Genomic DNA, 11055 nt, shown 5'->3' with positions numbered 1-11055 from the left:
GAATTGGCAGGCGATCAAATCGACGCCTCGCGCGTTGCAAATGCTGCGGTTCGCGCGCCGCGTGGTGCGCCAGCGGACCGAGGACATCGAAAGTGGCGCCGCCCCAGTCGATGAGGTGATCGCGTTGATCGCGCGGCCAACCGATGAGGTCAGGCACCACGGCCAGCGGCAGGGCGGCCGCCAGGTCATTCACCCCGTCGACCGCACCGTGCGTGAGCGCCGCATCGACCACCGCCGCGGCGGTGGCGTCCACGCTGTCGCTGATCGCACGCAGCACACGCGGCAACAGCCGGTGCGCCACCAGCTTTCGCCGTTGGTCGTGCTCGTCGCCGTCGCTGTTCAGCGTCGTGCCTCGCGATAAGCGGTTGGTGATCGGGTTCAGGGAGACGCCCCTGCCCGAGAGGAATGTCTTGTCGTCACGCAAGACGGCCTTGCACTCGGCGTAGCGGGGGAGCGCATACGCCTTCTGTTTGGCCAACCAGACCACCTGGCCGAGGTCGCGCAGGCGCCGGTAATGCGGGTAGGGATTGACGATGGCCTCGGTGGAGTAGAGGTCTGGCTCGTATACCGGGACACCGGCCGGTGTGCGACGCATCGTTCTCCTAACAGCGCGCTGCCGGGCGCAATGGCGGCGCTTTCTGACGAAATCGTCACACACGGCGATATGCTCAGTCAAGCGCTGACGGAGGGGCCGTCAGAATTGAGGGTCGTTTCCGAACGGGGCCGGCGGCCCTGGCGCGGCTCGCGCACCACGAGCGGAATCACTCGGTCGGTGGCGTCGCGGTACTCGCGGTTGGGCGGGCACATCCGCATCAGCGACGGCCAATTGCGTTCCCGCTCAGCGTCTGTGGCGTGGCGGGGCAGGAAACGTCAGGGGTCGCAGATGACGATGGGGATGACCCGGTCGGTCCACGACCGGTAGTCGCCGAACGAGGGGTACATGGCATCCAGCTTCGGCCAGTACTCCGCACGCTCGGCCTCGGTGGCATCACGGGCCTGCAGCTGCAGCACCTCGTCCTTGATCTGCACGGAGACTTTCGGATTGGCCTTGAGGTTGAGGTACCACAGCGGGTTCTTGTCGCTGCCGCCCTTCGATGCGACCAGCACCACCCGGTTCCCTTCGCGCAGGTACAGCAGCGGGCTGACCCGCGGTTCACCGCTCTTGCGGCCCGTCGTGGTGAGCAGCGCGACGGGAGCGTTGCCGAAGGTGCCCCCCAATTTTCCGTTGCTGCGTCGATAGATCCACGTGTTGCCCTTGGCCATCCATTTGATGATGAAGCCGACCCAGGGCGCGTTCAGCGACTTTGGCTTGGGTTTGGGCATCGTGCTCCTCTGTATCTGGGCGGCGCCGCGGCGTTATCGCCGCCGCTGGACGAACGGTTGGAAGCGAACCTTGATGTGGTGGATCTCGGCTCGTCCGCTTGAGGTTTCGGCGGGTATCACGAAGGTCTCGTCGACCCGTGCGCCCAGCCGCCGGCCGCCGAACGCCGCCTTGGTGAGCACGTCGTATGAGGCGTGCACCCGGTCGCCGTCGATCCGGTAGGCCGGCGGCGTCGTGTCCGCGAGCAACCGGTACTGAGCTCCGCGATTCAGGCTGCGGCGCAGGTGGTTTCCGGAGAACCCGTTCTTGATCCCTTGCTCGATGCGGGTGCAGTCGGCGGCGAACGGAACGGAGTCGCCGTCATGGTTGACGAGCGCGTCGATGTAGGACTGCGCCGCGGCGATGCGGCTCTCCTCGGAGACGATCAAGTGCCGGGCTAGATGCGCTCGATGATGGTGCCCGTCGACAGGGCGCCGCCCGCGCACATGGTGATCAGCGCGGTGCTCTGGTCGGTGCGCTCCAGCTCGTGCAGCGCGGTGGTGATCAACCGGCTGCCGGTGCTGCCCACCGGGTGGCCCAGCGCGATGGCCCCGCCATTGACGTTGACCCTGGCCATGTCGGGCTCGTGGACGCGCGCCCAGGACAGCACCACCGACGCGAACGCCTCGTTGATCTCGACCAGGTCGATGTCGCCCATCTTCATGCCGGCCTTTTCGAGCACCTTGGCGGTCGACTGCACGGGGCCGTCCAGGTGGTAGTACGGCTCGGCGCCGACCAGCGCCTGGCTGACGATGCGGGCCCGCGGCCGCAACCCGAGCGCCTTGGCCTTGTCTTCGTCCATCCACAGCACGGCCGCGGCCCCATCGGAAATCTGCGACGACGTCCCGGCCGTGTGGATCCCACCCTCGATGACCGGCTTAAGGGCGGACAGGCCCGACAGCGTGGTGTCGCGCAGGCCCTGGTCGCGCGAGATGGTGACCCGCTCCGACGTCGGTTGCTTGTTCTCGTCCAGCGCGGGCGCGTCGATCGGGGAGATCTCGCGGTCGAAGCGGCCCTCCTCCCACGCCTGCTTGGCCTTGGCCTGCGATCCGAAGCCGAACTCGTCGATGTCCTCGCGGGTGATGCCGCGCCGCTTGGCGATCCGCTCGGCCGCGGTGAACTGGTCGGGCAGGTCGATGTCCCACGACGCCGGCCGCAGGATGCTGCGGTCGGGGCCGGCGTTGGCGCCGAGTCCGACGCGGCTCATGGCCTCGATTCCGCACGCGATGCCGATGTCGATGGCGCCCGCCGCGATCAGGCCGGCGATCAGACCGTTGGCCTGCTGACCGCTGCCGCACTGGCAGTCCACGGTCATGGCGCCGACGTGCTCCGGCAGCCCGGCGACCAGCCAGCTAACCCGGGTGATGTTGTTGGACTGCTCGCCGAACTGCGTCACGCAGCCGCCGATGACCTGTTCGACGTCGCCGGCGTCGATGCCGGCCTTCTCCACGACTGCCTTCTGCACCGCACCGAGCAGCTCGGTGGCGTGCAATCCTGAGAGCCATCCGTTGCGCTTGCCGATCGGGCTGCGGGTGGCTTCGACGATTACCGGGTTACCCATTCCGTCAGGCTAGAACACGTTTCATTAGTCTGACAAGCGAGGATGATGACCTGCCTTTTATCTGCGCAGGAGCCGTGTTTTACTGGCACTAGAACACGTTGCAATTGAGGAGCGCACACATCATGGCACCCCCCAACATTCCCGCTGACTTCGACTTCCTTGACCCTGACGTCAACCTCGCAGGGCTGCCCGTCGAGGAACTCGCCTGGCTCCGCAAGGCGGAGCCGATCCACTGGGTCGACATCCCTAACGGCGCGGGCGGCTTCGAGGACCACGGATATTGGCTCGTCACCAAGCACGCCGACGTCAAGGAGGTGTCCAAGCGCAGCGACATCTTCTCGAGCTGGATGAACGGCGCCATCCCGACGTGGCCGCCGGAGATGAAGCGCGAGCAGGTCGAACTACAGCGCAGCGTCATGCTCAACATGGACGCGCCCCACCACACCCGGCTGCGCAAGATCATCTCCCGCGGGTTCACGCCCCGGGCCATCGGACGGCTGGAGGCCGAACTGGCCCAGCGCGCCCAGAACATCGCCAAGACCGCGGCGACCGAGGGTCACGGCGACTTCGTCGAGCAGGTCTCGTGCGAGCTGCCGCTGCAGGCCATCGCGGGCCTGCTCGGTGTCCCCCAGGAGGACCGCGACAAGCTGTTCCGCTGGTCCAACGAGATGACCGGTGGCACCGACCCCGAGTACGCCCACGTCGACCCCGCGCAGTCGTCGATGGAGCTGATCACCTACGCGATGGCGATGGCCGAGGAGCGGGGCAAGAACCCCACCGACGACATCGTCACCACGCTCATCCAGGCCGACATCGACGGCGAGAAGCTCTCCGACGACGAGTTCGGGTTCTTCGTGGTCATGCTGGCGGTGGCGGGCAACGAGACCACCCGCAACTCGATCACCCACGGCATGATCGCCATGGCGAACAACCCCGACCAGTGGGAATTGTTCAAGTCCGAGCGCCCGTCGACCACCGCCGACGAGATCATCCGGTGGGCCACCCCGGTCTCGGCCTTCCAGCGCACCGCCAGCGAGGACACCGAGTTGTCCGGCGTGCAGATCAAGAAGGGGCAGCGGGTGGTGATGTCCTACCGGTCGGCCAACTTCGACGAAGAGGTCTTCGACGACCCGCATTCCTTCAACATCCTGCGCGACCCGAACCCGCACGTCGGCTTCGGCGGCACCGGCGCCCACTACTGCATCGGCGCTAACTTGGCCCGTATGACCATCAACCTGATCTTCAACGCGGTGGCCGACCACATGCCGGACCTCAAGCCCATCGGCGAGCCCGAGCGGTTGCGGTCGGGCTGGCTCAACGGGATCAAGCACTGGCAGGTCGACTACAGCGGCAAATCCAACTGACATGGACTTCGATCTCACCGCGACGCAACAGGCCGTCGCCGACGTCGTCACGTCGGTGCTCGACCGCGAATTGAGCTGGGAGGCTTTGGTCGGCGGGGGCGTGACGGCCCTCCCGGTGCCCGAGCGTCTCGGCGGTGACGGCGTGGGGCTGCCCGAGGTGGCCACCGTCCTCACCGAGGTGGGTCGCCACGGCGCCATCACGCCGGCGCTGGCCACGCTCGGCTTCGGCGTGCTGCCGCTGCTTGACCTGGCGTCCGACGAACAGCAGGACCGGTTCCTGGCCGGCGTCGCGAAGGGCGGCGTGCTGACCGCCGCGCTCAACGAGCCCGGCACCGCGTTGCCCGACCGGCCGTCGACCACCTTCGCCAACGGCCGGTTGTCGGGCACGAAAGTGGCTGTGCCGTATGCCGAATCCGCCGACTGGATGGTCGTGACCGCCGACAACGCGGTGGTCGTGGTGTCGCCGAAGGCCGATGGGGTGCAGGTGATTCAAACCCCGACATCCAACGGCTCCAACGAGTACACGGTCACCTTCGCCGACGTTGTGGTCGAAGACGCCGACGTTTTGTCGGGCGCCGGGGCGCCGCGGGTCAACCAGCTGGCGCTGGCGGCCATCGGCGCCTACACCGACGGCCTGGTCGCGGGCGCGCTGCGGCTCACCGCGGACTACGTGGCCAACCGCAAGCAATTCGGCAAGCCGCTGTCGACGTTCCAGACCGTGGCCGCGCAGCTCGCCGAGGTCTACATCGCTTCGCGCACCATCGATTTGGCGGCGAAGTCGGTCGTGTGGCGGCTGTCCGAAGGACGGGACGCTGACGACGATCTCGACGTGCTCGGCTATTGGATCACGTCGCAGGCGCCGCCGGTGATGCAGCTCTGCCACCACCTGCACGGCGGCATGGGCATGGACATCACCTATCCGATGCACCGGTACTACTCCACGATCAAGGACCTGACCCGGCTGCTGGGCGGGCCTTCTCATCGTCTCGATCTGGTGGGAGCGCAATGTTCATAGACCTGACTCCGGAGCAGCGTCAGCTGCAAGCGGAACTGCGGGAATACTTTTCGAACCTGATCTCGTCCGACGAGATGAAGGCGATGGAGGAGGACCGTCACAACGAGGCCTATCGCGCGGTGATCCGGCGGATGGGCCGGGACGGCAAGCTCGGCGTCGGTTGGCCAAAGGAGTTCGGCGGCTTGGGCTTCGGCCCCATCGAGCAGTCGATCTTCGTCAACGAGGCGCATCGGGCCGACGTCCCGCTGCCCGCGGTGACGCTGCAGACGGTCGGTCCGGTTCTGCAGCAATTCGGCAGCGAGGCACAGAAGAAGAAGTTCCTGCCGGCCATTCTCGCCGGCGAGGTGCACTTCGCGATCGGCTACACCGAGCCCGAGGCGGGAACCGACCTGGCTTCGCTGCGGACCACCGCCGTGCGCCAGGGCGACGAGTACATCGTCAACGGGCAGAAGATCTTCACCACCGGTGCGCATGACGCGGACTACATCTGGTTGGCCTGCCGCACCGACCCGGAAGCCGTGAAGCACAAGGGGATTTCGATCCTGATCGTCGACACCAAGGATCCCGGCTACTCGTGGACACCGATCATCCTGTCCGACGGTGCCCACCACACCAACGCCACCTACTACAACGACGTGCGGGTGCCCGCCGACATGCTGGTCGGCGAGGAGAACGGCGGATGGCGGCTGATCACGACCCAGCTCAACAACGAACGCGTCATGCTGGGCCCGGCGGGCCGCACCGCGGGCATCTACGACCGGGTGCACGCGTGGGCGTCCAAGCCGGGCGGCGACGGCGTCACGCCGATCGACCACGCCGACGTCAAACGGGCGCTCGGTGAGATCCACGCGATGTGGCGGATCAACGAGCTGCTGAACTGGCAGGTGGCCGCCGCCGGCGAGGACATCAACGTCGCCGACGCCGCCTCGACCAAAGTCTTTGGCACCGAGAAGATTCAGTACATCGGTCGGCTGGCCGAAGAGATCGTCGGCAAGTACGGCAACCCCGCGGAACCGGAGACCGCCGAGCTGCTGCGTTGGCTGGATTCGCAAACCAAGCGCAACCTGGTGATCACCTTCGGTGGCGGCGTGAACGAAGTGATGCGAGAGATGATCGCGGCGGCCGGCCTCAAGGTGCCGAGGGTGCCTCGATGACGGATATCGCCGAAGCGGTCGCGGAAATCACCGCCACCGTCGTGGCAGCGCCGCGCGCGGGCCGGGATCCGGTGAACCAGCCGATCATCAACAACTGGGTGGAGGCCCTCGGCGACCGCAACCCGATCTATGTGGACGAGGATGCCGCCAAGGCGGCGGGTCACCCGGGGATTGTCGCGCCGCCGGCCATGATTCAGGTGTGGACGATGTTCGGGCAGGGCGGTGAACGCCCCACCGACGATCCAATGGGCCCGATCATGAAGCTGTTCGACGACGCCGGCTACATCGGGGTGGTCGCCACCAACTGTGAGCAGACCTATCACCGGTATCTGCGTCCCGGCGAGCAGGTCACCATCCATTCCGAGATGCGTGACGTGGTGGGCCCCAAGCAGACCGGCCTCGGTGAGGGCTACTTCATCAACCAGCACATCACCTGGCGGGTCGGGGAGGAAGCCGTCGCCGAGATGGCTTGGCGGATCTTGAAGTTCAAGCCCCGCGAATCCGCGCCGTCCTCGGTGCCCGAGGACCTCGATCCCGACACCATGATGCGCCCGGCGTCGTCGCGGGACACCGCCTTCTTCTGGGAGGGCGTCAAGGCGCACGAGTTACGGATTCAGCGCCGGCCCGACGGCAGCCTGCAGCATCCGCCGGTGCCGGCGGTGTGGCAGGACAAGGCCCAACCCATCGACTACGTCGTGGCCAGCGGCCGCGGCACGCTGTACAGCTACGTCGTGCACCACGCGCCGAAGGTGCCCGGACGCACGCTGCCGTTTGTGATCGCGCTCGTCGAGCTGGAAGAGGGTGTTCGTATGCTCGGCGAGCTGCGCGGCGTCGACCACGCCGAGATCAAGATCGGAATGCCGGTTCGCGCAACCTATATCGACTTCCCGGCCGGTGACTCCGGCCCGGAGTGGAGCCTTTACGCGTGGGAACCCTTGGGAGATCAAGCATGAGCGCGCCTACTGTCGAGGTGGGTACCACCCTGCCCGAATTGAAGATTTACGGCGACCCGACGTTCATCATCTCGACCGCCCTGGCCACCAGGGACTTTCAGGACGTCCACCATGATCGGGACCTGGCGCAGGCCAAGGGTTCCAAGGACATCTTCGTCAATATCCTGACCGACACGGGGTTGGTGCAGCGTTACGTCACCGACTGGGCCGGCCCGGCCGCACGGATCAAATCGATCGGGCTGCGGCTCGGCGTGCCGTGGTATGCCTACGACACCGTCACCTTCTCCGGCGAGGTGACGGGTATCGACGACGGCCTGATCGCGTTGAAGGTGTTCGGCCGCAACAGCCTTGGCGATCATGTGATCGCGACGGTGGTGCTGACGATGGGGGATGCTTGATGCTCTCGGGTAAGGCGGCCATCGTCGGGATCGGCGCCACCGACTTCTCCAAGGACTCCGGCCGCAGCGAGCTGCGGCTGGCCGCCGAGGCGGTCCTGGACGCCCTGGACGACGCCGGCCTTTCGTCGTCTGACGTCGACGGGCTGACCACGTTCACCATGGACACCAACAACGAGACCGCGGTGGCGCGCGCCGTCGGCATCGGTGACCTGAAGTTCTTCTCGCAGATCGGCTACGGCGGCGGCGCCGCGTGCGCGACCGTTCAGCAGGCGGCGATGGCCGTCGCCACCGGGGTGGCCGACGTCGTCGTGGCGTACCGGGCGTTCAACGAGCGGTCGGGCATGCGGTTCGGTCAGGTCCAGACCCGGTTGGTGGGAAATGCGGGCGTGCAGGCCGATTCGACGGCGGCCGACAACTCCTTCTCGTATCCGCACGGGCTGTCGACGCCCGCCGCGCAGGTCGCGATGATCGCGCAGCGGTACATGCACTGGTCCGGCGCGACCAGCCGGGATTTCGGGGTGATCTCGGTGGCCGACCGCAAGCACGCGGCCAAGAACCCGAAGGCGTACTTCTACGAGAAGCCGATAACCATTGAGGACCACCAGAATTCGCGGTGGATCGCCGAGCCGCTGCGGCTGCTGGACTGCTGCCAGGAGACCGACGGCGCGGTGGCGATCGTGGTGACCTCCCCGGAGCGCGCGAAGGATCTCAAGCAGCGGCCGGCGATCATCGAGGCCGCGGCGCAAGGCTCCAGCCCCGACCAGTACACGATGGTCAGCTACTACCGCGACGAGCTCGGCCTGCCCGAGATGGGGCTGGTCGGTCAGCAGATGTGGCAGCAGTCCGGTCTGCAGCCGTCCGACATCCAGACCGCCGTGTTGTACGACCACTTCACGCCCTTCACGCTGATTCAGTTGGAGGAGTTGGGATTCTGCGGTAAGGGCGAGGCCAAGGACTTCATCGCCGACGGTGCGATCGAGGTCGGTGGCCGGCTTCCGATCAACACGCATGGCGGTCAACTTGGTGAGGCCTACATCCACGGCATGAACGGCATTGCCGAGGGTGTGCGGCAGCTGCGGGGAACGTCGGTGAACCCGGTCCCCGACGTCGAGCACGTGCTCGTCACCGCGGGAACCGGCGTGCCCACGTCGGGCCTGATCCTCGGCTAGCTTTGCCGTTCGCCTCGAACGTGCGGCCTGCCGCACGTTCGCGTTCGAGCGTGCGGCTAGCCGCACGCTCGCGACTTGTGGATAGCTGACGTGACGGCCACGGCGGCCTCATGCCACGCTGCGGGGCCATGATGGAGCCGATTATTGGCAGCGAGGCCATCTCTGCAGGGGTGCTGTCCAAGTCGCAACTGGCTACTCGCTTTCGCCCATTGTTCCCGGACGTCTACGTGGAGCGTGATGTCGGCATCACCGCCGAACTACGCGCCAAAGCCGGCTGGCTATGGAGCGGCCGCCGAGGTGTTGTCGCAGGGTTCGCCGCATCCGCTCTGCATGGCAGCAAGTGGGTCGATGATGCGCACGTCGTGGAGTTGATCCACGACAATCGGCGCAGTCCGCCTGGTATTCACGCGCACGGGGACCGGATCGAGGAGGACGAGATCGAGCTGGTGGCCGGCATGCGGGTCACCTCGCCGGTCAGGACGGCACTGGACTTCGGCTGTTGGTACCCGACCATGACCGCTGTGGCGGGGATCGACGCTCTCGCCAGAGCAACGGAAATCAAAGCGGCTGATGTCGAGCTGCTGGCCCGGAGATACGTCGGACGCAGAGGCATCGCGCGAGCGCGGCGAGCCGCGGATCTGTTCGATGCCGGGGCGCAGTCGCCAAAAGAGTCCTGGCTTCGCCTCGTGCTGATCGGGGCCGGCCTACAGCGGCCCCAAACACAGATTCCGGTGCGCGACGAGGTCGGCAATGTCTTCGCTTACCTCGACATGGGGTGGGAGGACGTCAAGGTCGCCGTCGAATACGACGGCGACCAGCACCGCAGCGATCGCCGGCAATACACCTGGGACGTAAGGCGATTGGAAAGGCTACAGCGTGGTGGCTGGCTGGTCATCCGAGTGGTGTCGGGCGACCGGCCCGCCGAGATCGTCGGCCGCGTTCGTGCGGCATTCGCGCGGCGAGCGTGCGGCTAGCCGCACGCTCGGCGTCGACTGTGCGGCTAGCCGCACGCTCGCCGCAGAGGGGCGTCGCAGACTCGGCGCAGAGGGTCCGGCTACGCGCGTGCGACAACACCGAAGACGGTCTCCATTCCGCGCCGGCCCTTGATCTCTACCTGCTCGGAGTGGCCCCAAATGTATCGCGCCTCGACGGCGGCGTGAACGCCGCTGGTGACCATCACGATCGGGCGGCCGCCCCGTCCGGCAATGCCGGCCAACCGGAACGCCACGTTGGTCGCGTCGCCGATTACGGCCGTGACCGTCCGTGTCATGGCGGCGATCGCGGCCCGGCCCTGCACCACCCCCCAACCCATGCGGATCGGCGACCCGTCCGGGCTACGCAGCGGGAGCGTGGGCCCGAGCTCCTCGACCCTCCGGTTCGCGGCGAGCGCGAAGTCGATCGCGAGCTCGTTAGCCCTCGCAATGGTCCGCGGTTCCCAGACCGCATACAGCGCATCGCCGGCGTAATGGTTGAGCGTGCCGCGATGGGCGCGCAGCACGAGGTTGAGCTCGTGCCAGAGATAGTTCAGGCTCTGGGCGATCACCCTGTTGTCGGTCACTTCGGAGATCGTCGAGTAGTTGGTAATGTCCCCGACCACCATGACCATGGTCTCCTCGACGATGCGGGTCAGGGTCGGGCTTGTGTTGGTTACCCCGGCGGCAGTGAACCGGTCCGATCGGAAGACGAGCACCACGTCGCCTATCGAGATCCGGTCCTCGGGCTTGATCGGGACCTGGACGGCGCGCTCCAGGGGCATGCCATTGAGCAACGTCCCGTTGGTGCTGGTGTCGATGAGGTAAGCCCGGTCGGTACTGACGTCCAAGCGAATCTCGAGGTGGTTGCGGGAGATGTTCGGATCGGGAATGACCAGTCGGCGCTGTTCGTCGATGCCCGCGCACTGACGGCCGACGAATAACTGATCGAAGATCGGCACGATCTTCTCGCCGCCATTCAAGTGCATGACCAGATTGGCCAGCGGCTTGTCCCACCAATCGGAGCCCATGGGTTAACAGCCTCGCCGCACTCGAACGGCCGCGTGCGCGAGCGAGACTCGTCGTTGTCTGCCCCGCTCGCCCTGACCA

11 protein-coding genes and 1 pseudogene are annotated in these 11055 nt (G+C 66.6%); 7 read left to right on the top strand and 5 right to left on the bottom strand.

From position 1 onward, the window contains the following. From A5702_RS11075 to A5702_RS11060, 4 genes and pseudogenes are all read right to left on the bottom strand, one after another. Positions 1-595, bottom strand: a pseudogene (locus tag A5702_RS11075) (cytochrome P450); the annotation flags it as partial. Positions 596-870: 275 nt separating this feature from the next. Next, complete coding sequence (locus tag A5702_RS11070) at positions 871-1323, bottom strand: nitroreductase family deazaflavin-dependent oxidoreductase (protein WP_055399696.1); 453 nt, start codon at positions 1321-1323, stop codon at positions 871-873. A 33-nt stretch (positions 1324-1356) separates the two neighbouring features. Then, entirely contained in the window at positions 1357-1749 is a 393-nt protein-coding gene (locus A5702_RS11065) for a hypothetical protein (RefSeq protein WP_055399694.1), read from the bottom strand. An 8-nt stretch (positions 1750-1757) separates the two neighbouring features. Then, complete coding sequence (locus tag A5702_RS11060) at positions 1758-2921, bottom strand: steroid 3-ketoacyl-CoA thiolase (protein WP_067818221.1); 1164 nt, start codon at positions 2919-2921, stop codon at positions 1758-1760. A 122-nt stretch (positions 2922-3043) separates the two neighbouring features. On the opposite strand from A5702_RS11060, the gene A5702_RS11055 reads away from it, so the two are divergent. The 7 genes from A5702_RS11055 to A5702_RS11025 all read left to right on the top strand — a co-directional run bounded on the left by A5702_RS11055 (position 3044) and on the right by A5702_RS11025 (position 9948). Next, on the top strand, positions 3044-4285 hold the full coding sequence (locus A5702_RS11055; protein ID WP_068220617.1) for a cytochrome P450: 1242 nt from the start codon (positions 3044-3046) through the stop codon (positions 4283-4285). A gap of 1 nt (position 4286) precedes the next feature. After that, entirely contained in the window at positions 4287-5300 is a 1014-nt protein-coding gene (locus A5702_RS11050; protein WP_067818218.1) for an acyl-CoA dehydrogenase family protein, read from the top strand. Next, on the top strand, positions 5291-6454 hold the full coding sequence (fadE29, locus tag A5702_RS11045; RefSeq protein ID WP_067818215.1) for an acyl-CoA dehydrogenase FadE29: 1164 nt from the start codon (positions 5291-5293) through the stop codon (positions 6452-6454). The genes A5702_RS11050 and fadE29 overlap by 10 nt, the downstream gene beginning before the upstream one ends. Beyond that, a complete protein-coding gene (locus tag A5702_RS11040; protein WP_055399684.1) occupies positions 6451-7407 on the top strand; it encodes a bifunctional MaoC family dehydratase N-terminal/OB-fold nucleic acid binding domain-containing protein in 957 nt (318 codons plus the stop codon). The genes fadE29 and A5702_RS11040 overlap by 4 nt, the downstream gene beginning before the upstream one ends. After that, positions 7404-7805, top strand: coding sequence for a MaoC family dehydratase (locus A5702_RS11035; protein WP_068220614.1), 402 nt, complete (start codon positions 7404-7406; stop codon positions 7803-7805). The genes A5702_RS11040 and A5702_RS11035 overlap by 4 nt, the downstream gene beginning before the upstream one ends. Continuing rightward, the gene (locus A5702_RS11030) at positions 7805-8974 is read left to right on the top strand and encodes a lipid-transfer protein (RefSeq protein WP_068220611.1); all 1170 of its coding nucleotides are present in this window, start codon (positions 7805-7807) and stop codon (positions 8972-8974) included. Before A5702_RS11035 ends, A5702_RS11030 begins: the two co-directional genes overlap by 1 nt. Before the next feature lie 128 nt (positions 8975-9102). Next, positions 9103-9948 carry a hypothetical protein gene (locus tag A5702_RS11025; protein WP_068220608.1) on the top strand — a complete coding sequence of 282 codons (846 nt, stop codon included), beginning with the start codon at positions 9103-9105 and terminating at the stop codon, positions 9946-9948. An 80-nt stretch (positions 9949-10028) separates the two neighbouring features. Here the strand turns inward: A5702_RS11025 and A5702_RS11020 are convergent, their stop codons facing one another. Next, a complete protein-coding gene (locus A5702_RS11020) occupies positions 10029-10976 on the bottom strand; it encodes an adenylate/guanylate cyclase domain-containing protein (protein WP_068220605.1) in 948 nt (315 codons plus the stop codon). Positions 10977-11055 lie beyond the last annotated feature (79 nt).

The sequence above is a fragment of the Mycobacterium sp. E3339 genome, assembly GCF_001666915.1.
Taxonomy (GTDB): domain Bacteria; phylum Actinomycetota; class Actinomycetes; order Mycobacteriales; family Mycobacteriaceae; genus Mycobacterium.
Note: the sequence above shows the minus strand (reverse complement) of the source record. Positions and strands in the feature narration are given on the sequence as shown.

Coding starts and splice junctions, on each gene's coding strand:
- A5702_RS11070 (WP_055399696.1), bottom strand. CDS start 1,323: ATGCCCAAACCCAAGCCAAAGTCGCTGAACGCGCCCTGGGTCGGCTTC.
- A5702_RS11060 (WP_067818221.1), bottom strand. CDS start 2,921: ATGGGTAACCCGGTAATCGTCGAAGCCACCCGCAGCCCGATCGGCAAG.
- A5702_RS11055 (WP_068220617.1), top strand. CDS start 3,044: ATGGCACCCCCCAACATTCCCGCTGACTTCGACTTCCTTGACCCTGAC.
- A5702_RS11050 (WP_067818218.1), top strand. CDS start 4,287: ATGGACTTCGATCTCACCGCGACGCAACAGGCCGTCGCCGACGTCGTC.
- fadE29 (WP_067818215.1), top strand. CDS start 5,291: ATGTTCATAGACCTGACTCCGGAGCAGCGTCAGCTGCAAGCGGAACTG.
- A5702_RS11040 (WP_055399684.1), top strand. CDS start 6,451: ATGACGGATATCGCCGAAGCGGTCGCGGAAATCACCGCCACCGTCGTG.
- A5702_RS11035 (WP_068220614.1), top strand. CDS start 7,404: ATGAGCGCGCCTACTGTCGAGGTGGGTACCACCCTGCCCGAATTGAAG.
- A5702_RS11030 (WP_068220611.1), top strand. CDS start 7,805: ATGCTCTCGGGTAAGGCGGCCATCGTCGGGATCGGCGCCACCGACTTC.
- A5702_RS11025 (WP_068220608.1), top strand. CDS start 9,103: ATGATGGAGCCGATTATTGGCAGCGAGGCCATCTCTGCAGGGGTGCTG.
- A5702_RS11020 (WP_068220605.1), bottom strand. CDS start 10,976: ATGGGCTCCGATTGGTGGGACAAGCCGCTGGCCAATCTGGTCATGCAC.